At 66.3% G+C, this 21,777-nt stretch carries 24 protein-coding genes; 20 read left to right on the forward strand and 4 right to left on the reverse strand.

What is annotated here, in order from left to right; translation table 11 throughout:
• Positions 1–46 precede the first annotated feature (46 nt).
• From NU1_RS13980 to NU1_RS14000, 5 genes are read left to right on the forward strand one after another with little or no spacing between them, the layout of a single operon-like run.
• Positions 47–655 carry an ATP adenylyltransferase gene (locus NU1_RS13980; RefSeq protein ID WP_067521692.1) on the forward strand — a complete coding sequence of 203 codons (609 nt, stop codon included), beginning with the start codon at positions 47–49 and terminating at the stop codon, positions 653–655.
• Position 656: 1 nt separating this feature from the next.
• Positions 657–1,328 (forward strand): phosphatidylinositol phosphate synthase, encoded by a 672-nt coding sequence (gene pgsA / locus NU1_RS13985; RefSeq protein WP_067521433.1) that lies wholly within the window; start codon positions 657–659, stop codon positions 1,326–1,328.
• Between the two features lie 23 nt (positions 1,329–1,351).
• Positions 1,352–2,314 carry a phosphatidylinositol mannoside acyltransferase gene (locus NU1_RS13990; RefSeq protein ID WP_067521436.1) on the forward strand — a complete coding sequence of 321 codons (963 nt, stop codon included), beginning with the start codon at positions 1,352–1,354 and terminating at the stop codon, positions 2,312–2,314.
• Positions 2,311–3,435, forward strand: coding sequence for a glycosyltransferase family 4 protein (locus NU1_RS13995; RefSeq protein WP_067521439.1), 1,125 nt, complete (start codon positions 2,311–2,313; stop codon positions 3,433–3,435). The genes NU1_RS13990 and NU1_RS13995 overlap by 4 nt, the downstream gene beginning before the upstream one ends.
• Positions 3,435–4,478 carry an NUDIX hydrolase gene (locus NU1_RS14000; RefSeq protein ID WP_067521694.1) on the forward strand — a complete coding sequence of 348 codons (1,044 nt, stop codon included), beginning with the start codon at positions 3,435–3,437 and terminating at the stop codon, positions 4,476–4,478. The genes NU1_RS13995 and NU1_RS14000 overlap by 1 nt, the downstream gene beginning before the upstream one ends.
• A 202-nt stretch (positions 4,479–4,680) precedes the next feature.
• Here NU1_RS14000 and NU1_RS14005 read toward each other — a convergent pair whose 3' ends face one another.
• Positions 4,681–5,955 carry a hypothetical protein gene (locus NU1_RS14005; RefSeq protein ID WP_067521442.1) on the reverse strand — a complete coding sequence of 425 codons (1,275 nt, stop codon included), beginning with the start codon at positions 5,953–5,955 and terminating at the stop codon, positions 4,681–4,683.
• 185 nt (positions 5,956–6,140) lie between these two features.
• Here NU1_RS14005 and NU1_RS14010 point away from each other — a divergent pair, with 185 nt between their 5' ends.
• The 3 genes from NU1_RS14010 (at position 6,141) to NU1_RS40305 (ending at position 7,817) form a co-directional block, all read left to right on the forward strand.
• A complete protein-coding gene (locus tag NU1_RS14010; RefSeq protein ID WP_067521445.1) occupies positions 6,141–6,809 on the forward strand; it encodes a hypothetical protein in 669 nt (222 codons plus the stop codon).
• 14 nt (positions 6,810–6,823) lie between these two features.
• Positions 6,824–7,060, forward strand: a complete 237-nt coding sequence (locus NU1_RS14015) for a hypothetical protein (RefSeq protein WP_157552230.1) — start codon at positions 6,824–6,826, stop codon at positions 7,058–7,060.
• Positions 7,061–7,391: 331 nt separating this feature from the next.
• The gene (locus tag NU1_RS40305) at positions 7,392–7,817 is read left to right on the forward strand and encodes an aggregation-promoting factor C-terminal-like domain-containing protein (RefSeq protein ID WP_245720118.1); all 426 of its coding nucleotides are present in this window, start codon (positions 7,392–7,394) and stop codon (positions 7,815–7,817) included.
• A gap of 23 nt (positions 7,818–7,840) precedes the next feature.
• Here the strand turns inward: NU1_RS40305 and NU1_RS14025 are convergent, their stop codons facing one another.
• On the reverse strand, positions 7,841–8,977 hold the full coding sequence (locus tag NU1_RS14025; protein ID WP_067521450.1) for an acyl-CoA dehydrogenase family protein: 1,137 nt from the start codon (positions 8,975–8,977) through the stop codon (positions 7,841–7,843).
• A gap of 432 nt (positions 8,978–9,409) precedes the next feature.
• Between NU1_RS14025 and pdxS the strand changes: the two genes are divergently transcribed.
• A complete protein-coding gene (pdxS, locus tag NU1_RS14030; RefSeq protein ID WP_281221117.1) occupies positions 9,410–10,312 on the forward strand; it encodes a pyridoxal 5'-phosphate synthase lyase subunit PdxS in 903 nt (300 codons plus the stop codon).
• Positions 10,313–10,615: 303 nt separating this feature from the next.
• Positions 10,616–11,458, forward strand: coding sequence for an MHYT domain-containing protein (locus tag NU1_RS14035; protein WP_067521454.1), 843 nt, complete (start codon positions 10,616–10,618; stop codon positions 11,456–11,458).
• Here NU1_RS14035 and NU1_RS14040 read toward each other — a convergent pair.
• Positions 11,424–12,272 carry a helix-turn-helix domain-containing protein gene (locus NU1_RS14040; protein WP_067521457.1) on the reverse strand — a complete coding sequence of 283 codons (849 nt, stop codon included), beginning with the start codon at positions 12,270–12,272 and terminating at the stop codon, positions 11,424–11,426. The genes NU1_RS14035 and NU1_RS14040 overlap by 35 nt on opposite strands.
• A gap of 87 nt (positions 12,273–12,359) precedes the next feature.
• Between NU1_RS14040 and NU1_RS14045 the strand changes: the two genes are divergently transcribed.
• Both NU1_RS14045 and NU1_RS14050 read left to right on the forward strand, forming a co-directional pair.
• Positions 12,360–12,779 carry a hypothetical protein gene (locus NU1_RS14045; RefSeq protein ID WP_067521460.1) on the forward strand — a complete coding sequence of 140 codons (420 nt, stop codon included), beginning with the start codon at positions 12,360–12,362 and terminating at the stop codon, positions 12,777–12,779.
• A 5-nt stretch (positions 12,780–12,784) separates the two neighbouring features.
• On the forward strand, positions 12,785–13,195 hold the full coding sequence (locus NU1_RS14050; RefSeq protein WP_067521695.1) for an SgcJ/EcaC family oxidoreductase: 411 nt from the start codon (positions 12,785–12,787) through the stop codon (positions 13,193–13,195).
• Between the two features lie 240 nt (positions 13,196–13,435).
• On the opposite strand, the gene NU1_RS14055 is transcribed toward NU1_RS14050, so the two are convergent.
• A complete protein-coding gene (locus NU1_RS14055) occupies positions 13,436–14,050 on the reverse strand; it encodes a nucleoside/nucleotide kinase family protein (protein ID WP_067521463.1) in 615 nt (204 codons plus the stop codon).
• A 115-nt stretch (positions 14,051–14,165) separates the two neighbouring features.
• On the opposite strand from NU1_RS14055, the gene NU1_RS14060 reads away from it, so the two are divergent.
• From NU1_RS14060 to ruvB, 8 genes are all read left to right on the forward strand, one after another.
• Positions 14,166–15,017, forward strand: coding sequence for an acyl-CoA thioesterase (locus NU1_RS14060; RefSeq protein WP_067521465.1), 852 nt, complete (start codon positions 14,166–14,168; stop codon positions 15,015–15,017).
• Positions 15,018–15,215: 198 nt separating this feature from the next.
• Entirely contained in the window at positions 15,216–16,937 is a 1,722-nt protein-coding gene (locus NU1_RS14065) for a BCCT family transporter (RefSeq protein ID WP_245720119.1), read from the forward strand.
• A complete protein-coding gene (gene pdxT, locus NU1_RS14070) occupies positions 16,937–17,608 on the forward strand; it encodes a pyridoxal 5'-phosphate synthase glutaminase subunit PdxT (protein WP_084521336.1) in 672 nt (223 codons plus the stop codon). Before NU1_RS14065 ends, pdxT begins: the two co-directional genes overlap by 1 nt.
• Positions 17,609–17,664: 56 nt before the next feature.
• Positions 17,665–18,417 carry a YebC/PmpR family DNA-binding transcriptional regulator gene (locus NU1_RS14075; RefSeq protein WP_067521471.1) on the forward strand — a complete coding sequence of 251 codons (753 nt, stop codon included), beginning with the start codon at positions 17,665–17,667 and terminating at the stop codon, positions 18,415–18,417.
• A 144-nt stretch (positions 18,418–18,561) separates the two neighbouring features.
• Positions 18,562–19,008 (forward strand): MmpS family transport accessory protein, encoded by a 447-nt coding sequence (locus tag NU1_RS14080; RefSeq protein WP_067521472.1) that lies wholly within the window; start codon positions 18,562–18,564, stop codon positions 19,006–19,008.
• Positions 19,009–19,165: 157 nt separating this feature from the next.
• Positions 19,166–19,684 carry an O-acetyl-ADP-ribose deacetylase gene (locus tag NU1_RS14085; RefSeq protein ID WP_067521475.1) on the forward strand — a complete coding sequence of 173 codons (519 nt, stop codon included), beginning with the start codon at positions 19,166–19,168 and terminating at the stop codon, positions 19,682–19,684.
• Between the two features lie 123 nt (positions 19,685–19,807).
• Entirely contained in the window at positions 19,808–20,410 is a 603-nt protein-coding gene (gene ruvA, locus NU1_RS14090) for a Holliday junction branch migration protein RuvA (protein ID WP_067521702.1), read from the forward strand.
• 9 nt (positions 20,411–20,419) lie between these two features.
• On the forward strand, positions 20,420–21,514 hold the full coding sequence (ruvB, locus tag NU1_RS14095; RefSeq protein WP_067521704.1) for a Holliday junction branch migration DNA helicase RuvB: 1,095 nt from the start codon (positions 20,420–20,422) through the stop codon (positions 21,512–21,514).
• The last annotated feature ends 263 nt before the right edge of the window (positions 21,515–21,777 follow it).

A 21,777-nucleotide genomic window follows, 5' to 3' on the forward strand; every position in this document is an offset into this window, starting at 1 on the left:
AGGGCCTCCGCTCATGCCGGGAGGGCGCAGCATGAGTGAACGTATGATGTCCGAGGGGCTGGAAGAGGTTGCCGGGCAGGAGAATTCGGCACCCCGGGAGACAATTGTCGATCGTGGGGCAGGGGAGCCCGATCGCCTGCAGCGACTCTGGACGCCGTACCGCATGTCCTACATCACCGGTGCGGCCGCCGAACGCGAAGCGCGCACCGAGGATGCGCCCAAGAAGTCGGGCCACCCCTTCACCGATATCCCGGAGATGGCCGATGACGATGGGCTGATCCTGGCGCGGGGTCAGTGGGTGTACGCGGTGCTGAATCTCTACCCGTACAACCCCGGCCACATGATGGTGGTCCCGTACCGCCGGGTGGCCAACCTGGAGGACCTCACGCCGGAGGAGAGCGCCGAACTGATGGCGTTCACCCAGCAGGCGATTCGGGTCATGAAGAAGGTGTCGCGGCCCGAGGGTTTCAATGTCGGCCTGAATCTCGGTGGCGTGGCGGGCGGTTCGCTCGCCGACCACCTGCATCAGCACATCGTGCCGCGCTGGAGCGGGGACGCGAACTTCATCACCGTTGTCGGTGGCGTGAAGGTGATGCCGCAACTGCTACGGGAAACACGGGCGTTATTGGCGGAGGCATGGAAGGACACCGACTAGCGTGCTGAGCTTCTTCGGTCGCGAAACGTTCGCCAAAGCGACTGCGCCAGTAGGTAGAGCGCTGGTGAGTACGGGGCTCACGCCGGACGCGATGACGCTCATCGGCACGACCGCGACGATTGCCGCCGCGGTCACCCTCTTCCCGGCCGATCACCTGTTCTGGGGAACCATGGTGATCTGGCTGTTCGTCATGTTCGACATGCTCGACGGGGCTATGGCGCGCGCCCGCGGCGGCGGCACCAAATACGGTGCGGTGCTCGATGCGACCTGTGACCGGGTGGCCGATGGCGCCATCTTCGGCGGGCTGGCCTGGTGGGCGGTCTACAGCGAAGGCAGTCGGGAACTGTTCGCCGCGACGCTGGTGGTGCTGGTGACCTCGCAGGTCATCTCCTACGCCAAGGCGCGCGCGGAGGCCAGCGGACTGTCCGCCGATGGCGGGCTCATCGAACGCCCGGACCGCCTGGTCATTGTGCTCGTCGGCGCTGGGCTGACCGGTATCGGTGGGCATTTCGACATCGAGTGGCTCTCCTACGCGGTGTACGCCGCCATGTACATCCTGGCGGTGCTGAGCATCATCACGGTATTCCAGCGGGTCCTCGCCGTGCGCAGTTCGCCCGGCGCACGCGACATCATCGGCCCCACAGTGCACACGCCGGAGGAACCGCAGCGGTGAGAGTCCCCGATTTCACGTCCGCGATGACCGATAAGGCGTACGCGGCCGGGTGGCGGCTGGTGCGCGCCCTGCCGGAGCACACGGCGCGACGGCTGTTCGACGCCGGTGCCGACGCGGTGGCGCGGCGTGCCAATCGCGAGGCGCGTGCCGGTCGCCCGAATCAATTGCGGCGCAACCTGGCTCGTGTGCTGGGTGTCACGCCGGAACAGGTGCCCGATGAACTGATTCGCGACAGCGTGCGCTCCTACGCCCGCTACTGGCGCGAAGCGTTCCGGTTGCCGACCATGGACCATGCGGCACTGGCCAAGTCGTCGCGGCTGCCGCTGGACGGCCGCGAGCACCTCGACGCCGCGCTGGCGCAGGGCCGCGGTGTGGTGTTGGTACTGCCGCACTCCGGGAACTGGGATATGGCCGGAATGTGGTTGGTGCAGAACTACGACACCTTCGCCACCGTCGCCGAACGGCTGCAGCCGGAATCGCTGTTCGAGCGGTTCGTCGAATACCGGGAGAGCCTCGGCTTCGAGGTCTTCCCGCTGACCGGCGGCGAGCAGCCCCCGTTCCCGGCGCTGGCGGAACGCTTGCGACAGAACAAGGCCGTCTGCCTGATGGGGGAGCGCGACCTCACCGGTAAGGGTGTGCCCGTCGACTTCTTCGGGGAACGCACCTGGATGCCCGCGGGCGCGGCCAAACTCGCCATCGACACCGGAGCGCCGCTCATCCCGGTGCACTGCTGGTTCCGGATCGACGAGCAGGGACAAGAAGCCTGGGGTATGCAGACCGGTGCCCCGCTGGACGTTTCGGCCGGGGTAGCGGCGGCAACCCAGGCATTGGCGGACGCCTTCGCGACCAATATCGCCGCACATCCCGCCGACTGGCACATGCTGCAACCGCTGTGGGAAGGCGATTTGTCACAGGCCCGGCTGGACCGAATCGCTGCGGTGCGGCGCGACAGTGCCGCGGGGCACAAGGGGGACAGCGCACTATGAGAATCGGCATGGTCTGCCCGTACTCGTTCGATGTACCGGGTGGAGTGCAAGCCCATGTCGTGGAACTCGCGCAGGTGCTGATCGAGCGCGGACACAAGGTGAGTGTGCTCGCCCCCGCCGCCGATGACACCCCGCTACCGGATTTCGTGGTCTCGGCCGGTCGCGCGGTCGCCATTCCCTACAACGGGTCGGTGGCGCGACTGTCCTTCGGCCCCACCGCCTATACGCGTATCCGGCGCTGGATCGCCGAGAACGATTTCGATGTGCTGCACATTCACGAGCCGAACGCACCCAGCCTGTCCATGCTGGCATTGAAGATCGCGGAGGGGCCGATCGTCGCCACCTTCCACACCTCGACCACGAAATCATTGGTGCTGAGTACTTTTCAAGGCGTGCTGCGGCCGTACCACGAGAAGATCACCGGCCGGATCGCGGTGAGCGAACTGGCGCGACGCTGGCAGGTGGAGGCACTCGGCGGCGATGCGGTCGAAATTCCGAACGGCGTGGACGTCCCCGCCTTCGCGCACGCGCCGCTGCTCGACGGATATCCGAGAGCCGGTGGCACCGTCCTGTTTCTGGGTCGCTACGACGAACCGCGCAAGGGGATGGACGTGCTGCTGGGCGCACTGCCGCATCTGGTGCGCCGCCACCCCGATGTCGAGGTGCTGATCGTGGGGCGCGGCGATGAGGACGACCTGCGCCGCGAAGCCGGTGCGCATGCCGGACACCTGCGTTTTCTGGGCCAGGTGACCGATGAGGAGAAGGCGTCGGCCATGCGCAGCGCCGATGTGTACTGTGCGCCGAATATCGGCGGCGAGAGCTTCGGCATTGTGCTCGTGGAGGCGATGGCCGCCGAAACCGCCGTGGTGGCCAGCGATTTGGATGCCTTCCGCCGGGTGCTGCGCGATGGCACAGCGGGCATGCTGGTGCCGGTGGGGAATTCCGAGCGCCTCGCCGAGGCCCTCGACACCATGCTCACCGATACCGCGCGCCGCGAAGAGTACGTCCGCACCGCCAATCAGGTGGTCGGCGAATACGACTGGCCGGTGGTGGCCGAGCAGATCCTGCGCGTCTACGAAACCGTCACCGTCGGCGATACCCGAGTACGGACCGCCGGATGATCACTTTCTCCGCGACCACCATTCTGGTCCTGGCGCTCGTCGCCGCGCTGATCATCTCCCTCGGCGTCTGGGCCTACACCACCGCCAATCGCCTCGACCGGCTGCACGTGCGCAGTGATCAGGCCCGGCTCGCCCTCGACGCGGCGCTGGACCGACGCGCGGTGGTCGCGCGGGCGGTGGCCACCAATATCGGCCGCCCGCAAGCCGATCCGGAGCTGTACGACCAGGCGCGCCGCCTCACCACGCTGGCCGATCGCGTCGAACGCGCCAATTGGCGAGAGCGCGAAACCGTGGAGAACCAGCTCGCGGCGGCGCTTTCCGCGATCGATATCGCCGATCTGCCGCCGCAGCTGGTCGCCGAACTCGCCGATGCCGAAGCGCGCGTACTCATTGCGCGCCGCTTCCACAATGACGCCGTCCGAGACACCCTCGCCCTGCGTACCCGCCGCTCGGTGCGGCTGCTGCACCTGGGCGGAACCGCCCCGCTGCCCACGTATTTCGAGATCGCCGAACGTGTCACCCCCGCCGCCTCCACCGGCCTGGAGGTGAACACCGTGCGCACCTCCGCGCGCATTGTCCTGCTCGACGAGAACGACCGCGTACTCCTGCTGCGCGGCCACGACCCGCAGGTTCCCGACGTCCCGTTCTGGTTCACCATCGGCGGCGGCGTCGAGCCGGGAGAATCCCTGCGCACCGCCGCGATTCGCGAACTGCACGAGGAAACCGGGTATCGCGCCGACCCAGCCCAGCTCCGCGGACCCTTCTGGCGGCGCGTAGCGGTATTCCCCTTCAACGGCGAACTCATCCGCTCCGAAGAACTGTTCTTCGCCCTGCGCGTCCGCACCTTCACCCCCGAACCCGCGAACCTCACCTTCCTCGAACGCCGCTGCATAACCGGCAACAAGTGGTGCACCCCCGCCGATATCGTCGACCTCGACCGCATGGGCGAAACGGTGTATCCCTATCACCTCGACCAGCTGCTGCCCGAGGCCATCGCGGCGGTAGCGACCGACATCGAGCCGGAGGTCCGCTCCATCCGCTGACCTTCGACGATCGCGATGCACCCGAGCGGCGCGCTTTTGGCCGGAATCCACCTCTGATCAGTAGTGGATCCCGGCCAAAAGCACGCCGGGATGACAGGGTTGTCGACATCGCACGGAGAATCTCAGTTGCTACGAACAGTGCTGCGTTCAGAGACTCCGGTGCTGCCGTGCGGTGTGGCCACCAGTTCCCAGCACGGGGCCGTCAGTGGAAGTAGCTGCTGCGCACCGGCCCGGGGGAGCGGATGGCGAAGCGGGGGCCGGTCGGCCAGGCACCTCGGGTCGCGGCTACGAAGGATGTGAAGACGTCGTCGGGGTCGGGTGGGGCGTCGCCGTCACCCGGATCGGGTGTGCCGTCGGCGCGGCGGATTTCGGCCGCTATCTCGGCTTCGGGCCGCTCGTCGGGAGGCGTGGTTTCCGGGCCGTTATCGCCGATTCGCAGGCTCTCACCCCAGGGTTCGACATTGGTTTGGTGCAGGAAGCCGCTGATATCGGCATTGAGCAGGGGTGGGGTGGTCCAGCAGGTGGCGTGTTCATAGAGGATGCGGCCGTCGGCGCGTTCGCGCAGGGTGGGTTCGAGGGTCTCGTCCAGGGTGCGCAGGTCGTAGGCGACAACCAGGGTGTCGGTCGATTCCGGGGTGTAGGGCACGGCCGGGATCCCGAGCAGGTCGGCCGCCGCCAACCCGACAATGCGGTCGTCTCGGCCGGGCAACAGCGCGACGGTGCGCGGATGGCGATCGGTGGCGGCCAGGACCAGCGCCAAACGATCCAGGGTCTGGCCGATTCGCTCGACACTGTCCTGGGTGTAGGCCCACCGGCCGACCATTCCCGCCGTGAATCCATACGGTGACAACGTTGCCAGGTAGCCGCCGGTCAGGACGAAATGCCAACCCCGCAGATCCTGCTGGTCCAGCGCGGTCGCCCCCGCCGCGATCTCCGCGCGCCGCAACATATCGCGCACCCGCTCGTACGCCGGTTGCCACTGCGCATCCTCCGGCTCCGGAAGCCGCGAGAACTGCTCGCGCGCCCGTGCGATATCCCCGGCGAGCACCGCGTTGAAGACCAACAGATAGCGGTGCGGCCATGGCCGCAGCGCCGAATCATGTTCGGCGAGTAGATCGACCGCCTCCCCGTGGCGGTACTCGCATTCGAGCGCGTAGGCCAGCTCGGTGAGTACGGCCGGAGCGCCCGGCGCGTAGCCCAGGGCGGTGCGCAGCACCGGAACGGCGAGGAAGGAGAGCCCACGCTCGCCGCATTCGGACCCGAAATGGAATAGCGCCACCGGATCCTCGGGTGCGGATACTGCACCGTGGGCCGCCGCCGCGAGATCATCGAACCCGATAATGGTGGCCGCGCGCTCCACGACCGCGGCGAGTTCGGACAAGGGTGCGGTTTCGGCTGCCGGACGCAGGGTGCGCACGGCCCCCGGCGCGTCACCCTCGGCCAAGAGACGGTGGGCTTCATCGAGTTCGAGTGTCATCGTGATCGATCCTGAGTGAGAAACACCTTCGGTGCAACCGGGACAGCGACCGGCGGAAATATCGACTCGCCACATTTTCAGGTCGGGCGTCCAATAGGTGGGACGGGCGGCCGATAGTGCGCGAGCGGACGCGGTGACCGGATTACGGTGAGCCCGATCAATGGTGCCGGGACAAGGATGTCGATATGAAGCTGATGTATGCCCTGTGGGGAGCCGGCCTCGACGAGCGGTTGCACGCGGTGGAACTGCGACGGCGGCTGGCCGATATCGGGGCGACCCAGTTGCAGCTGAATGTGCGTGACGCGGAGGTGGCGCAGGCGCAGGCGCGGCACAGCACCTACGAGGAGCCGATTTCCGCGATTGTCAGCATACGCACCCTCGGCGGACACGAATCTGTTACCGCCACAATGCTTTCGGTGTCCGATCAGGCGAACGGCTGGATTGTCGACGAGCGCACCCCCATTGTTCCGCCGCCGCTCGACAGCGGTGCCCGCGCCGAGGCCCTCGCCAATATCGCCCTGCTGCGCATCCCCGCCGACCTCACCCGCGAGGAATGGCTGCACCGCTGGCACGACCTGCACACCACCGTGGCCATCGAAACCCAGGCCACCTTCGGCTACGTCCAGAACACCGTGCTCGAGCCGATAACCGCCGGCAAGCGGGTGGATGCCCTGGTCGAGGAGCTCTTCCCCATGGCCGCGATGAGCAGTCCGCACGCCTTCTACGGCAGCGGCGGTGACGACGCCGAACTGCAACGCCGCGTGAGCCGCATGATGGACAGCGTCGTCAGCTTCGGCGCACACCTCGATCTGGACCTGGTTCCGACGAGCCGCTACGTCTACGCTCTGAGCTGAGTTCGAGTGTTTCCGTGGGGGATACGGGCGTGCAGGTGCTCGGCGGTGCCCACGCTCGCCCGCGCGCGCATTGCCGAAACGGGCGGGTCCGCTGTAGGCCGCCCGTACTCGACAATCCCGACGCCCTCCTCGCCGATGCCGAAAGGTATGCGGCCCTGGGTATTACGCAGTTCGATATCTCGCCCGACCGCGACCCGGTCGAGTACACCGAACAGGTCGCCGAGCGCATCATTCCGCGACTGGGGGTGTAAGCCCAGCCACCTCTCCGCTATGGTCGGACGCGGCCCGCCGTGTAGAGGATGCGGTGAGCCACGTGTGGAGGTGAATGGTTCTTGTCCTATCTGCTGTACGACTTTCTACTGCCGTATATGGGCCCGTCGGCCGCCGAATACTGGGCGACAATGTTCGTAGTCGGCCCAATCGCTGGATAAATACGTTCTCGCTGTTCAGCGGGCTGTTCTGGCCGGACACGCCGCGCTGAACGAATATACCGACATTTCGGATAACTAGTGGTTTGCTCCACTTATGCCGCACGCTATTGCGCGGGGGATTCGTTATATCGGAACGTCCACCATCGCCCTGGTGGCGATTTTCGCCACGGCAGTTGGCGTCGCGCCCGCCGCGAACGCCGACTGCGGGGTGGCCTGCAAGCAGGAGGCGGCCGTGGGGCTGCTGCCGAGCCTGCTCAGTACCGGCCTGGATGTGGCCGTCACCGCGTACGGCCTGGCTCCCCGGGCTATTGCCGTCGCCATCGTCCCCATCGATCAGTTCCCGGCCTTCGACGCCATCATTACGCGCGAAAGCAGTTGGAATATCTTCGCCGTCAACCCAACCAGCGGTGCCTACGGCCTGCCGCAGGCGCTACCGGCGCACAAGATGGCCACGCACGGCCCCGACTGGATGTTCAATCCGGTCACCCAGATCCGTTGGGCCTATGACTATATGAATGCGCGATACGGGAGTCCGAACGCGGCCTGGGCGTTCTGGCAGGCCAACCACTGGTACTGATCCGCCGGTATCCGGATCGACCGCTATCCGAGTGGCCCGTGTCCGAGCGATACATGCCCGGTGAACCGCAACTGCTTGGCGCGCGGCAGTGGGTGGAACAGGCAGCCGTGAATATCGCGGTACCACATCTCCAATGGGGTGGTTCGTGAATAGCCCAGGCCGCCAACGGTTTCGATGGCCAACCGCACGGTATCGATCAGCGCGTCGGCGGCCACGGTCTTACGGCTGAGGGTGCGCGCGGCATAGGCGTCGGTATTGGGGAAGCCCAGATCGTGGGAATCGGTGAACATGGCGGCGATCAGGTCGGCGGCCGTGGTGTGGGCGTTCATCATCTCGCCCGCCGTGGTGACGGTATGCGCGTCGGCGCGACCGGCGACCAGTTCGGTCGCCAATTCGACAGCGCTGTCGGCGATTCCGAGATAGGCGGCCATGACCAGGGGCAGTGCCGCCCCGATCACCACATTGAGGATCGGCGGCCATACCGCGACCGGGCGGATCATGGCGACGGCGGCATCGGGGACGAAGACATCCTCCAGCACAATGGTGTGCGAACCGCTGGCGCGCAGACCCAGGGTGTCCCAGGTCTTTTCGATCCGCACCCCCGCCGCGCTCAATGGGATGGCGCAGTGCAGCACCTGCGGACCGTCGGGAGCCTCCTCCCAGCGGATACTGGTCACCGCCACGGTGCCCACCTCGCAGCCGCTGGCGGGGGATTTGCGCGCGGTCACGCGGTAGCCGCCCGCCACCCGCACCGCCGCACCGTTGGAATCCACCCAGTCCGATGCCCCGGTGCTGATGAGAATCGCTCCCGCCGTGACCTTTTCGAAGACCGCGCTGGCGTCCATGCCGTGCTTGTGCCGCCAGAGCTGGGCCGCCACCAGATGGGAATGCATGGCGAACGCGACGGCGGTGGAGGGGTCGTGACTGCCCAATTCACGCAGGACGTCACCCAGGTGGCGATGGGTGGCTCCGCTGCCGCCGAATTCGGTGGGAACCAGCGCCCGCGACAATCCAGAGGAGCGCAGGAGGTCGAAGGCGGCGGTCGAGATTTCGCCGCTGCGATCGCGGTCGGCCACACCGTCGTGCAGGGCGGTGCCGACGGCGGTGGCCACGCCGACCCAGTCGATATCGGAGGAGGGTAGGGCTCGGGTGGAGGTCATGTCCGGAAGCTACGAACGTGTGCGCCGCGCGGTTCATGGGCCAGTGCGTTGATACCCGATCGTGGTCGAGGACGGGCACACCACCGGCAAGAGATGGGTCGGCTCACCGTGCGCGCAGCCGGATTGCCGGGCACTACCGTGGTGTGGTGCGCAGGGCCATCGGCCCCGTTCGCCTACGGTTCGCCAGGAGGTCGGCTTCCGCCCGGTCCGGGAGGTGTTTGCGCACCTGCCGCCCTACCTCTCTCCCGCGCACGTTCCGGCCGACTCCATAGCGGTGAGATAGCGGTGAAATGTGACCTGCGCTACTGGGCTGGAGGCTTGCGGTCCAGTCGTGTCCGACTGGCTATCTAGTGGCCTGATGGGGACGCCTAGAATCGGGGTTGTTCGATTCCGAGCGAGACCCGATTGGCCCAGATGACACAGGAGTTTGCCGTGACTACGTCCGACACCACCCCCTCCATCGGCACCGCCCGCGTAAAGCGCGGCATGGCCGAGATGCTGAAGGGCGGTGTGATCATGGATGTCGTCAATGCCGAGCAGGCCAAGATCGCCGAGGATGCCGGCGCCGTCGCCGTCATGGCCCTCGAGCGCGTGCCCGCCGATATCCGCGCTCAGGGCGGCGTCTCCCGCATGAGCGATCCGGACATGATCGACGGCATTATCGAAGCCGTCTCCATTCCGGTCATGGCCAAGGCCCGCATCGGCCACTTCGTCGAGGCGCAGATCCTGCAGTCCCTCGGCGTCGACTACATCGACGAGTCGGAGGTGCTGACCCCCGCCGACTACGCCAACCACATCGACAAGTGGAACTTCACCGTTCCCTTCGTCTGTGGCGCCACCAACCTGGGTGAGGCCCTGCGCCGCATCACCGAGGGTGCGGCCATGATCCGCTCCAAGGGCGAGGCCGGTACCGGCGACGTCTCCAATGCCACCACCCATATGCGCAAGATCCGCGACGAACTGCGCCGCCTGTCCTCGCTGCCCGAGGACGAGTTGTACGTGGCCGCCAAGGAGCTGCAGGCCCCCTACGAACTGGTCCGCGAGGTCGCCGAGACCGGCAAGCTCCCCGTCGTCCTCTTCACCGCCGGTGGCATCGCCACCCCCGCCGACGCCGCCATGATGATGCAGCTCGGCGCCGAGGGCGTCTTCGTCGGCTCCGGCATCTTCAAGTCCGGCAACCCGGCGCAGCGCGCCGCCGCCATCGTCAAGGCCACCACCTTCTTCGATGACCCGGATGTGCTGGCCAAGGTCTCGCGTGGTCTGGGTGAGGCCATGGTCGGCATCAATGTCGACGAGATCCCCGAGCCGCACCGCCTCGCCGAGCGTGGCTGGTAAACGGCAGCGCCGCAACGCTTTACCTCGAACCGCCGGATGGTCCTCGTGGCCGTCCGGCGGTTTTGCTGTTGTACGACAGCATGGTTGCGGGCCGGGTGCCGAACGTCAAGGGCGGCATACATGAAAGCTGTGGGTCGACTGCGGTCGGGCCCGGCTCCGCTACCTGCGCGCATACCTTCCAGCAAACTCAGCTAATTATCTAGGATTGTGCTGCGGCAAATTTACTACCTGCTGATTCCTCGCTAGTGTTCGGCTCAACCACCGGTGAACAGTCGAATCGATAGCTTCTGGCAAGGAGCCCGCATGCTGGAAATTGACCAATTCACCTATGGCTGGTTGACCCCCGTACTGGCCTATTTCATGTCGGTCACCGGATCGTTGCTAGCGCTGCGCTGTATGGTTCGCGCGCGATCCCAAGGCGGCCACGGCGGGTGGGTGGCGATCGGAGCCGTCGCCCTGGGTGGTACCGGCATCTGGGTCATGCATTTCATTGCGATGCTGGGTTTTTCGGTGCGTGATGCCGAGATTCGCTACGACGTGCCGGTGACCCTGTTCAGTGCCGCCGTCGCCATGGGGGTGGTGTGGCTGGGGCTGTTGATCGTGATACACCGGCACGCAGAGGCTTTCGCGGTCATTACCGGCGGCTCGATCACCGGACTCGGCGTCGCCGCGATGCACTACTCCGGCATGTATGCCATGAAAACCGATGTGGCCGTGCGGTACGACCCCTGGATCGTGCTGCTGTCGATTGTGATCGCGATTGTGGCGGCCACCGCCGCGCTGTGGTTCACCCTGCACGTGCAGGGCATCTGGGCCACCATCGGCGCGGCCCTGATCATGGGCATCGCGGTGTCCGGTATGCACTACACCGGCATGTTCGCCATGCACGCCCATCTCGCCGAACATATGCACGCGCCCTCGGGCGCACAGGCGGGGCAATTGCTGACGCCACTGATCGTCGCCGTCAGCATGGTCACCATGCTGACGCTGCTGCAGGTCGGCATCACCGAGGTCGACGAGCCTGATCTGAGCCGTATCCGCGGCCAGCACGCCAGCCGGTTCTGGCCCAGCCGCGGTGGTCTCGGCGGCCGTATTCCCCCGGATGACTTCCCTACCGAGAATTTCGCTCCGCGCCATCGGCTCTGACCGGAACGCCGGTTGCCAGGCTGCGCAGAGCCGCCGCGGTGAATTCGTCCAGCGGATAGAACAATTCGATCGCCAGCTCGGACAGGGTGACGTCGGAGGGTGCGCCGAAGGTGACCATGGTGCTGAACATTCGCAGGTCGCCCATGGGGGTACGGATATGTAGCGGGACCGCGAAAGGACTCGGTGCCGTCGCGGTGGACTCCGATTCCAGGTCGGGAGGTACCGGGTACTGGGAGACCTCGGCGTAGAGGTCACGCAGGATAGGGTCGCCGGTGGCTCGGACCTGGCGAATCAGGCGGTCCAGCAGGAATTCTCGGACCTGGCGGTGGTTGACCAGATGTGCCGTGGACGACGTGCTGCCCGGATGCAGGGCATAGCGATACATATTCGGGGTCGCGGTCAGCAGCTCGTCGGGAACCTCATCCTCGAACAGGCCCATCGCGCCGTTGGTGGTGACCACATTCCAGTACCGGTCCACCACCACCGCGGGGTACGGCTCATGGGCGATCAATATGGCATCCAAGGCGGTGCGCGCCGCCGCCAGTTCGGCATCGTCGAGACTGCTCTCTCGATACTCGGGCGCGAAGCCGCCCGCCAGAAGCAGGGTATTGCGTTCGCGCAGCGGGACTTCCAGGGCTTCACACAGCTTCAGCACCATGGCGCGACTCGGCTGCGCCCGCCCGGTCTCGACACACGACAGATGCCGCGCGGAACTGTCGGCGCTCAGCGCCAGATCGAGCTGACTCAACCGCCGCCGCTGCCGCCACTCCCGCAGCAGGCTGCCCACCGGGGACTGCTGAGCTGATCGCGTCATCCACGCAGGATATCCAGTCGCAGGTGAGGGCTGCCATGACCTCCGAGGTCATTGAGGCCTTGACCGCGGTTCGGCAGGGTTGTCACCATGACGACCACAACGACCCCGACCCCGACGCAGCGCGATACCGGACCGCGATTCCTGCGTACCGCATTGCGGGTAGACGGTTGGGGAACTGGCGTATTCGGTGTATTCCTGCTGGCCACCGCGCCGCTTCTGCGCGAACCGCTCGGCCTGCCGCTGCCCTGGTCCATCCCCTTCGGCATCGCCATGCTCGCCGGTGCGGCGGCGATCCTGCGTATCGCGGTCCACGCCGAGATCCCAACGCGATTCGTGAACACCGTGGTGGCAGTCAATGCCATGTCCGCCCTGGCGATGGTCGTCCTTGTCTTCGCCACCGTGATCCCCCTGACCGCCTGGGGCATCGCCTTCATGCTCACCGGAGCCGCCGTCGTCGCGGTCTTCGCCACCCTCGAATACGTCGGCCTGCGCCGACAGAACAGGTGAACATCATGACCGACACCACCACCGCCGAAACCGAACTCGTCACGCTGCTGCGCGCCCAAGCCGATGCCTGGGCGGCGGGTGACGGCAAGGCTTTCGCCGCGACCTTCACCCCCGACGCGGACTTCGTCTCGGTTATCGGTGAGTTCATCCGCGGCCGAGAAGAACTCGCCCAGGTAATCCAGGAGGGCCTCGACGGCTTCATGAAAGGCACCCGCTGGTCCGAACCCCTCACTCGCACAATCCGGTTCCCCACCCCCGACACCGCCGTCATGGTCACCATCACCCCCCGCCCCGCCAAACCCGGTGTGAACTCCGAGGAACGCTCCATCCAAACCCGAGTGGCGGTGCGCACGAACGGAACCTGGTTGTTCACCAGCTTCCACAACACCCACATCCAGCAATTCCCCCCGGCCTGACCCGCCGATATCGAAATCCCGCGACGGCAGAGCGTCGACGCCGTCGAAAGCTACGCCGCCGCGAGGGGGGCGGCGGCGAGACCGCGAGAACCCGCCACGAATCCCGGCTCGCCGACTTGGGTTCAGCGGACCACGAGATGTTGTCTGTCGAGCGCGAATTCGTCGTCTACGACAGTGACGAAACGATCGACGCGGGCTGGATCAGCGGGGGTGGGGAGCCTGAAAACCCGCCGCCCGGCGCTACGCCGTCACCCGCACCGCCGGGCGGTCGGGATGGTCCCACGCGATCAGGATGTCGGGTTCGATGTCGCGCGACCGCTGATGCTCGCGCAGCGCCTCGATGGTGAAGTGGTCGTCCGGATCGGTGCGGCGGCGGAGCGCGCCGTCGGACATGCGCAGGCCCACCGTCAGGTCGAAGTCCAGGTCACGACCGATGAGCATGGGTCCGGCGATCAGCAGCACCGTATTCAGGGCCGCGGTGCGGATTCGGGCTCGGGCGGAGCGGTCGGTGCGTTCGTCCCAGAGGGCGGGAAGCCAGCGGCTGTGTAGTCGAAGCGGGGTCAGGACTTCGCGTTTCAGGGCGGCGTAATCGAACCAGGCGGTGCGGTAGGTGAATTCGTCGGCGCGGTCGTATTCGAAGCGCAGGGAGGCGGGGCGTACGTAGTCGTGCAGGGAGATGACGGCGCCGGGGCGGCCCGCAGCGCGCAGGCGGTCGGCGATGGCGCGGGCGAAGGGGACCGGGGCGGCGGCATCCGCGCCGTCTATTGCGATCACGGCCGGTTCGGGGAGGGTGCGGGCGCGAGTGGCGACCAGGTCGAGCAGGGCGTCCGGGGTGACGGCGGTGAACTCGGGCACCGGTTCATCATGATCGATGCGGGGGCGCGGAGAACACGCCTGGGCGGCGGCACCGTGTGGCTATCGGCCTCTCGCCGGTTGTTAGCCTGAGCCGGACAAAAGGGAAAGGGCGAATATGGCGACGATCGAAGAGGCCCTCGAAATCGAGCACATCGAGCGCGACATCTTCCGAGGTGCGTCGACCAAGACGCAGCTGCCGCGCACCTTCGGCGGGCAGGTCGCGGGGCAGGCGCTGGTTTCGGCGGTGCGCACGGTGGAGCCGCGGTACCAGGTGCATTCGCTACACGGATACTTCCTGCGGCCCGGTAATCCGGTGGAGCCGACCGTATATCTGGTGGACCGGATTCGCGAGGGGCGTTCCTTCTGTACCCGGCGGGTGACGGGCGTGCAGAACGGCGAGGCCATTTTCACCATGTCGGCGTCCTTCCATGTCGGCGATGACGGCCCGGAGCATCAGGACCAGATGCCGAGCGCGCCGCCGCCGGAGAATCTGCCCGACGCCAAGACGACCATGAGCCCGGAACGCCTGTGGGCCATGCGCGAATGGGAGCACTGGGATATTCGCACCGTGCCGCAGGAGCAACTGTCGCGCCGCGACGGCGCGGCCGCGCAGCAGCAGGTGTGGTTCCGCTACCGGCACCCGCTGCCCGAGGATCCACTGTTCCATGTCTGCACCCTCGCCTACATGAGCGATATGACCCTGCTCGGCTCCTCGAAAGTCCCGCATCCCGACGATCCCACCCAGAACGCCTCCCTCGACCACGCCATGTGGTTCTTCCGTCCCTTCCGTGCCGATGACTGGCTGCTCTACGACCAGCAGTCCCCGTGGGCGGGCTTCGGCCGCGCCCTCACCGGCGGCCGCATCTGGAATCGCGACGGCCAGTTGGTGGCCGCCGTCGTCCAGGAGGGCCTGATTCGCAATCTCCGTGATCCCCACGGAGATTCGCACCCGCACGGCACCAACTGAGGCGATTGTCCGAGATCCCTGACTATTTGCTGGCGACTGGTCTTGGTCAGGGATCTGCCGGGCAATACCATCCATTGGGATGCTAAATGTTTGCCGAGGGTGGGAATTGGGCACTCCGGGGACCGTGTGTACACAATTTGAAAGTGGTGGGGTCCGATGGCGATAGCTGCCGACCATGAATCTCACGAAGCAGATGATATGGCCGAGGGGGTCGTCGGAAGGCCGCCCACAAAGCTCGGACTGGATCGACTGGTCTTCGGCGTCACCGCGATCGGGTCACTGGCCTTCGTGGCCTGGGGCATTCTCGATTACAAGGGTCTCGGCTCCGCGGCTTCCGACGCGCAGTCATGGGTGATCACCAAGACCGGTTGGCTGTTCGTACTGATCGCCTCGATCTTTGTCGTCTACATCATCTGGTTGGCGGCGAGCCGATACGGCAAGATCCCGCTGGGCGCGGACGACGAGGCGCCGGAGTTCCGCACCGTCTCCTGGATCGCCATGATGTTCAGTGCGGGCATGGGCATCGGTCTGATGTTCTGGGGTGTTGCCGAACCGCTGTCGCACTACATGAGCCCACCGCCGGGGACCGCCGAGACGGGCACGACCGAAGCGGTCGAGGTCGCGATGGCGACATCGCTGTTCCATTGGACGCTGCACCCGTGGGCCATCTACGCGGTGGTCGGACTGGCAATCGCATACGGCACCTTCCGCAAGGGCCGCTCCCAGCTGATCTCGTCGATGTTCCGGCCGATTCTCGGGCGGCATGCCGACGGCATCGGCGGGCGCGCGATCGACATGATGGCGATTTTCGCGACGCTCTTCGGTTCGGCCGCATCGCTCGGCCTGGGCGCCCTGCAGATCGGCGCGGGCATGGAGTTCAACGGCTGGATCGATTCGATCGGCAAGGTCGGTCTCGTCGCCATCATCGCCTTCCTGACCGTCGCCTTCGTGGTATCGGCCGTCTCCGGAATCGATCGCGGCATCCAGTGGCTGTCGAATATCAATATGGTGCTCGCCCTGGTGCTCGCGGCATTCGTCTTCGTCCTGGGTCCCACCCTGTTCATGCTCAATATGCTGCCCACCGCGGTCGGTGACTACATCTCGATGCTGCCCGAGATGGCCTCGCGGACCAGCGTGAGCGGCGACTCAGATATGCAGGCGTGGCTGTCGAGTTGGACCATCTTCTACTGGGCGTGGTGGATTTCGTGGACACCGTTCGTCGGAATGTTCATCGCCCGGATCAGCCGCGGCCGCACCATCCGTCAGTTCGTCACCGGCGTTCTGCTGGTTCCGAGCATGGTCAGCCTGGTGTGGTTCGTCGTCTTCGGTGGAGCCGGTATCTATCAGCAGCGCGCGACCGGTGACCTGACCGAGCCGAGCGGAGCCATCGACTCGAACTTCACGCTGTTCCATCTGCTCGAGCACTATCCGATCACGTCGGCGACCGCGGTCTTGGTGATGATCCTCGTCGCGATCTTCTTCGTGTCCGGCGCGGACGCCGCATCGATCGTGATGGGCACGCTGTCGGAGAAGGGCGGTATCGAACCGTCCAAGGCGACGGTGGTCTTCTGGGGTACCGCGACCGGCGCCGTCGCCGCCATCATGCTCGTCATCGCGGACTCCGATGATCTCGGCGGCGCACTCAGTGGATTGCAGGCCGTGACCACGGTCGTGGCGTTGCCCTTCGTGCTCGTGATGGGATTCCTGTGCGTCTCGCTCTACCGGGATGTGCGCACGGATCCGATGATCCTTCGTGAGGAACACGCCGCTCTGCTCATCTCGAGCGCGGTGGTGCAGGGCACCGAGCGTCACGACAGCGATTTCGGGCTCGTCACCGAGCAGATCGACGAGGTCCTCGTGGTGGAGCCGGAGCAGGTAGTCGATTCCCGCACGGCACTGCCGGACAAACCTGTCGACTGATGTCGTGGTGGCCCTGGGTGAGCAGGGCCACACCGCACCCGAATCGTAGGATCGAGGGCGTGAAACCGACCATTGGTGTGCTGGCCTTGCAGGGCGATGTCCGCGAGCACCTGCACGCGCTCGCCGCATGCGGTGCCGAGCCGGTGCCGGTGCGCCGGGAATCCGAACTTGCCGCGGTGGACGGCCTGGTGCTGCCCGGCGGCGAATCGACCGCCATCAGCAAGCTCCTGGAAGTCTTCGATCTGCTCGAACCGTTACGCCTGCGTCTGCGCGACGGCCTGCCCGCCTACGGCTCCTGCGCGGGCATGATCCTGCTGGCCTCCGAGGTGCTCGATACCCGCCTGGATATGCGGGCGCTGTCCGGTATCGATATGACGGTGCGCCGCAATGCCTTCGGGCGTCAGGTCGATTCCTTCGAAACGGATCTGGATTTCGCCGGGCTCGACGGCGGCCCGGTGCGCGCGGTATTCATCCGAGCGCCCTGGGTGGAGCAGGTCGGCGATGGCGTCGAAGTATTGGCGACCGTGCCGTCCGGACCGGCCGCGGGCCGTATTGTCGCTGTTCGGCAGGGCAATGTCATGGCCACCTCCTTCCATCCGGAGGTCACCGGCGACCTGCGCGTGCATCGCCTGTTCGTCGACACTATGGTCCGCCCCCGCGCGCGGGTGTGAACGCGCGTTAGTCTGAACGACAAGTGAACACGTCCCCTGAAAAGAGGAAGTAGGGAATGAGCGGCCACTCCAAATGGGCCACCACCAAGCACAAGAAGGCTGCCCTCGACAGCAAGCGCGGCAAGCTCTTCGCGAAGCTGATCAAGAATATCGAGGTGGCGGCGCGCACCGGCGGTGGTGACCCGGACGGCAACCCGACCCTCTACGACGCCATTCAAAAGGCGCGTAAGACCTCGGTGCCGCTGGACAATATCGAGCGCGCCCGCAAGCGTGGCGGCGGTGAAGAAGCAGGTGGAGCCGACTGGCAGACCATCATGTACGAGGGCTACGGCCCGAGCGGGGTGGCGGTGCTGGTCGAGTGCCTCACCGATAACCGCAACCGCGCCGCGGGTGAGGTCCGGGTCGCGATGACCCGCAATGGCGGCAATATGGCCGACCCGGGTTCGGTGTCGTACCTGTTCTCCCGCAAGGGTGTCGTCACCTTGGAGAAGGCCGGCCGGTCCGAGGACGACATTCTCCTGGCGGTCCTCGATGCCGGCGCCGAAGAGGTCAACGATCTGGGTGAGGAATTCGAGATCATCTCCGAGCCGGGTGATCTGGTCGCGGTGCGCACCGCGCTCCAGGAGGCCGGAATCGATTACGAATCCGCGGAATCCGGTTTCCAGCCCTCGGTGACGGTTCCCGCCGACGCCGAGTTGGCGCGCAAGGTGTTCAAGCTCGTCGATGCCCTCGAGGACAGCGACGATGTGCAGAATGTCTACACCAATATCGACATCTCCGATGAGGTGCTGGCCGAGCTCGACGCCTGAGCCGACGCGGTCTCCACCGGCCCCACAGCTCGCGCTGTCGGGGCCGGTGGCATATTCGGGCATCCGCGATTGCGCGCGCGGCCGTGCGGTAATGTCCGAACCACATGACCAGTGGGGGTCCGGGCTACACCGAGAGGGCGGCTGATGGCTGTGCAGGTACCGCCGACCGCGGCGAAGCCGCCCGTCATGCCGCCGCACGGACGCCGAAGATGGCCGTGGATCGTGCCCGCCGTGGCGCTGTTGCTCGTCGCCGGATACCTCGCCCTGGCCAGCCTCGCCGACAGCCAGGTGCGCAATGCGGGGGGCCGGGAGACGATGGTGCACTACCTGGTCGTCGGTGGCGGTGCGGGCGGATCGGTCACCTACACCATCGGCGATTCCGAGGTCGCCCAGGACGTCGAGGTCACCCTCCCCTGGTCCCGGGAGGTCGCCATCAAGGGCATGCACAGGGTTCCCACCCTAACTGCCCAGAACGGCTCGGAGAACACCAGCATCAGTTGCCGAATTCGCCACGGCGAGACCGTGATCGCCGAGAATTCCGTGCACGGCCCGTTCGCGGTCGCCAGCTGTAGCGGCCCGGTCGACAAATAGGCCGATACCCCGAACGGCCGATTACCCGCACGAAGGCCGCCTTCGCGCGCGAAGGCGGCCTCGGCATTTCGGATTACCGTCGGGCGGTCCGCCCCGAGTAGCGCCGGGCGGCGGGCGCTGGTCGCCATCGGGCCCGGTCGGTGGCAGAATCGCGGCCATGGTCGAGTTGCTCGCGGTGCGGGGGGATATCACCGAACAGGATGTGGATGCCGTGGTGAACGCGGCGAATTCGTCGCTGCTGGGTGGTGGGGGAGTAGATGGGGCCATCCACCGCAAAGGTGGTCCGGAGATTCTTGCCGAATGTCGGTCGCTGCGCGCCTCGAAATATGGTCGTGGATTGAAAACCGGCCAGGCGGTGGCCACCACCGCTGGAAAGCTGCCTGCCCGTTGGGTGATTCACACCGTGGGACCGGTGTGGTCCGCCACGGAGGACCGCTCGGAGCTATTGGCCTCCTGCTATCGCGAATCTCTGCGGGTGGCCGATGAATTGGGGGCGCGTACCGTGGCGCTTCCGGCCATTTCGACCGGCATTTTCGGTTGGCCGATCGACGATGGTGCGCGGATTGCCGTCGACACCGTGCGCGCCACCGAAACCTCGGTTCGGCAAGCGTATTTCGTGCTCTTCACCCCGGACGCCTATGCGGCGTTCGCCGCTGTTCTCGGCGGAAAGGGTTGACCGACCAGTCGTTTACTCCGGTCCGGGATGGCGATTGCGGTCGTGTCGGTGCCCGAGCGGTATGAGCCGGTCCGTTAGACTCTCGAACAGTTGTTCGTGTGCGGCGAGAAAGGTGGTACCCGGGTGATCGCGTCGGTACGCGGTGAGGTGCTCGAGATCGGACTCGACCACGTGGTGCTGGAGGCCGCGGGTGTCGGGTACCGGCTCAACGCCACCCCCGCCACCCTGGCCACCCTCACCCGCGGCGTGGAATCTCGGCTGTACACGGCCATGATCGTGCGCGAGGACTCCATGACCCTGTTCGGGTTTGCCGATACCGAGGCGCGCGATCTGTTCGGGCTGTTGCAGACGGTGTCCGGTGTCGGACCGAAGCTGGCCATGGCGGTACTGGCGGTGCTCGAGCCCGAGGCGTTGCGCAAGGCCCTCGCCGAATCCAATATTGCCGCACTGACCCGAGTGCCCGGTGTCGGCAAGCGTGGCGCGGAACGCATGGTGGTGGAGTTGCGCGACAAGGTGAATCTCGTTCCGGTGCAATCGGGTCCACCCGGATCGCCGGTACCCGACATCACCCCGGTGCGCGATCAGGTGATCGAGGCGCTCGTCGGCCTCGGCTTCCCGACCAAACAGGCCGAACCTGCCGTGGATGCCATTCTCGCCGAACAGCCCGATGCCGGAACCTCACAGGCGCTGCGGGCGGCGCTGAACGTGCTGAGCAAGAACCGGTAGGGCGTGGATATGTTCGACGACGACACCGAATACGGCGAGCACGACGAATCTCCGGTCACCGCAAGCCTTTTGCGTACTGATGGCGATATCGAAGCCAGCCTGCGACCGAAATCCCTCGATGACTTCATCGGGCAGTCGCGCGTGCGTGAACAGCTCGCCCTGGTCCTGCGCGGCGCGAAACAGCGCGGCGGGACGCCCGACCATGTATTGCTTTCGGGCCCTCCGGGTTTGGGTAAGACCTCGATGGCCATGATTATCGCCGGCGAACTCGGCACCGCACTGCGGATCACCTCCGGTCCGGCGCTCGAACGCGCCGGAGATCTGGCGGCCATGCTCAGCAATCTGGTCGAGGGCGATGTGCTGTTCATCGACGAGATCCACCGCATGGCCCGCCCCGCAGAGGAAATGCTCTACCTCGCCATGGAGGACTTCCGCGTCGACGTAGTCGTCGGCAAGGGGCCGGGGGCGACCTCGATTCCACTCGATATCGCGCCCTTCACCCTGGTCGGCGCCACCACCCGCTCCGGTGCGCTCACCGGCCCGCTGCGCGACCGCTTCGGCTTCACCGGCCATATGGACTTCTACGATCCGCAAGAGCTGCAACGAATCCTGCTGCGTTCGGCGCATATCCTCGGCGTCCAGATCGAAGAGAACGCCGCCGCCGAGATCGCGGGTCGCTCCCGGGGCACGCCCCGTATCGCCAACCGGCTACTCCGCCGAGTCCGTGACTACGCCGAGGTGAAGGCCGACGGTCTCGTCACCATCGATATCGCCAATGCCGCCCTGGCCGTCTACGACGTCGACGCCCTCGGCCTCGACCGTCTCGATCGCGCCGTCCTCAGCGCACTGGTCCGCAGTTTCAATGGCGGTCCGGTCGGCGTCTCCACTCTCGCCGTCGCGGTGGGTGAGGAGCCCGCCACCGTCGAAGAGGTCTGCGAACCCTTCCTCGTCCGAGCCGGTCTGGTCGCCCGCACCCCACGTGGCCGGGTCGCCACCGCTGGCGCCTGGGAGCACCTCGGTCTGGTGCCGCCGCCGGACCTGGTCTTCGGCTCCATCGAGGTCCGCGCCCGCGAAAACCAGCCCACCCTGGACCTTTTCGACTGATCCTTCTCGTCGTCCCGGCGGCCCGGCTCCGGTCACACGGCGCGCCTCGTCCCCGTCATTCCGGCGTGCTTCTGGCCGGAATCCACGCTTGTCTCGAGAGTGCGGATCCCGGCCGAGGACATGCCGGAATCGCGGGTGGGGTCAGCGTGCCGAGATGGGGGGTTGTCGCGCCGGGAGGTTCAGTCGATCGTCAGGTCGAGTTCGCCTGCGGTGCAGCCGATCTCGGCCAGCCCGGCAGCCCGGTGTGAAGCACAAGATCTTCG

Origin of the sequence: Nocardia uniformis NBRC 13702 (assembly GCF_001613345.1) — a bacterium.
Lineage (GTDB): Bacteria > Actinomycetota > Actinomycetes > Mycobacteriales > Mycobacteriaceae > Nocardia > Nocardia uniformis.

What these genes read in the sequence shown, in the direction of transcription:
- NU1_RS14025 (WP_067521450.1), bottom strand. Translation starts at nt 8,977, where the DNA reads ATGACCTCCACCCGAGCCCTACCCTCCTCCGATATCGACTGGGTCGGC.
- NU1_RS14085 (WP_067521475.1), top strand. Translation starts at nt 19,166, where the DNA reads ATGGTCGAGTTGCTCGCGGTGCGGGGGGATATCACCGAACAGGATGTG.
- NU1_RS14050 (WP_067521695.1), top strand. Translation starts at nt 12,785, where the DNA reads ATGACCGACACCACCACCGCCGAAACCGAACTCGTCACGCTGCTGCGC.
- NU1_RS14040 (WP_067521457.1), bottom strand. Translation starts at nt 12,272, where the DNA reads ATGACGCGATCAGCTCAGCAGTCCCCGGTGGGCAGCCTGCTGCGGGAG.
- NU1_RS14045 (WP_067521460.1), top strand. Translation starts at nt 12,360, where the DNA reads ATGACGACCACAACGACCCCGACCCCGACGCAGCGCGATACCGGACCG.
- NU1_RS13995 (WP_067521439.1), top strand. Translation starts at nt 2,311, where the DNA reads ATGAGAATCGGCATGGTCTGCCCGTACTCGTTCGATGTACCGGGTGGA.
- NU1_RS14060 (WP_067521465.1), top strand. Translation starts at nt 14,166, where the DNA reads ATGGCGACGATCGAAGAGGCCCTCGAAATCGAGCACATCGAGCGCGAC.
- pdxT (WP_084521336.1), top strand. Translation starts at nt 16,937, where the DNA reads ATGTCGTGGTGGCCCTGGGTGAGCAGGGCCACACCGCACCCGAATCGT.
- NU1_RS13980 (WP_067521692.1), top strand. Translation starts at nt 47, where the DNA reads ATGTCCGAGGGGCTGGAAGAGGTTGCCGGGCAGGAGAATTCGGCACCC.
- NU1_RS14005 (WP_067521442.1), bottom strand. Translation starts at nt 5,955, where the DNA reads ATGACACTCGAACTCGATGAAGCCCACCGTCTCTTGGCCGAGGGTGAC.
- NU1_RS14065 (WP_245720119.1), top strand. Translation starts at nt 15,216, where the DNA reads ATGGCCGAGGGGGTCGTCGGAAGGCCGCCCACAAAGCTCGGACTGGAT.
- NU1_RS14080 (WP_067521472.1), top strand. Translation starts at nt 18,562, where the DNA reads ATGGCTGTGCAGGTACCGCCGACCGCGGCGAAGCCGCCCGTCATGCCG.
- ruvB (WP_067521704.1), top strand. Translation starts at nt 20,420, where the DNA reads ATGTTCGACGACGACACCGAATACGGCGAGCACGACGAATCTCCGGTC.
- NU1_RS14010 (WP_067521445.1), top strand. Translation starts at nt 6,141, where the DNA reads ATGAAGCTGATGTATGCCCTGTGGGGAGCCGGCCTCGACGAGCGGTTG.
- NU1_RS13990 (WP_067521436.1), top strand. Translation starts at nt 1,352, where the DNA reads ATGACCGATAAGGCGTACGCGGCCGGGTGGCGGCTGGTGCGCGCCCTG.
- NU1_RS14075 (WP_067521471.1), top strand. Translation starts at nt 17,665, where the DNA reads ATGAGCGGCCACTCCAAATGGGCCACCACCAAGCACAAGAAGGCTGCC.
- NU1_RS14035 (WP_067521454.1), top strand. Translation starts at nt 10,616, where the DNA reads ATGCTGGAAATTGACCAATTCACCTATGGCTGGTTGACCCCCGTACTG.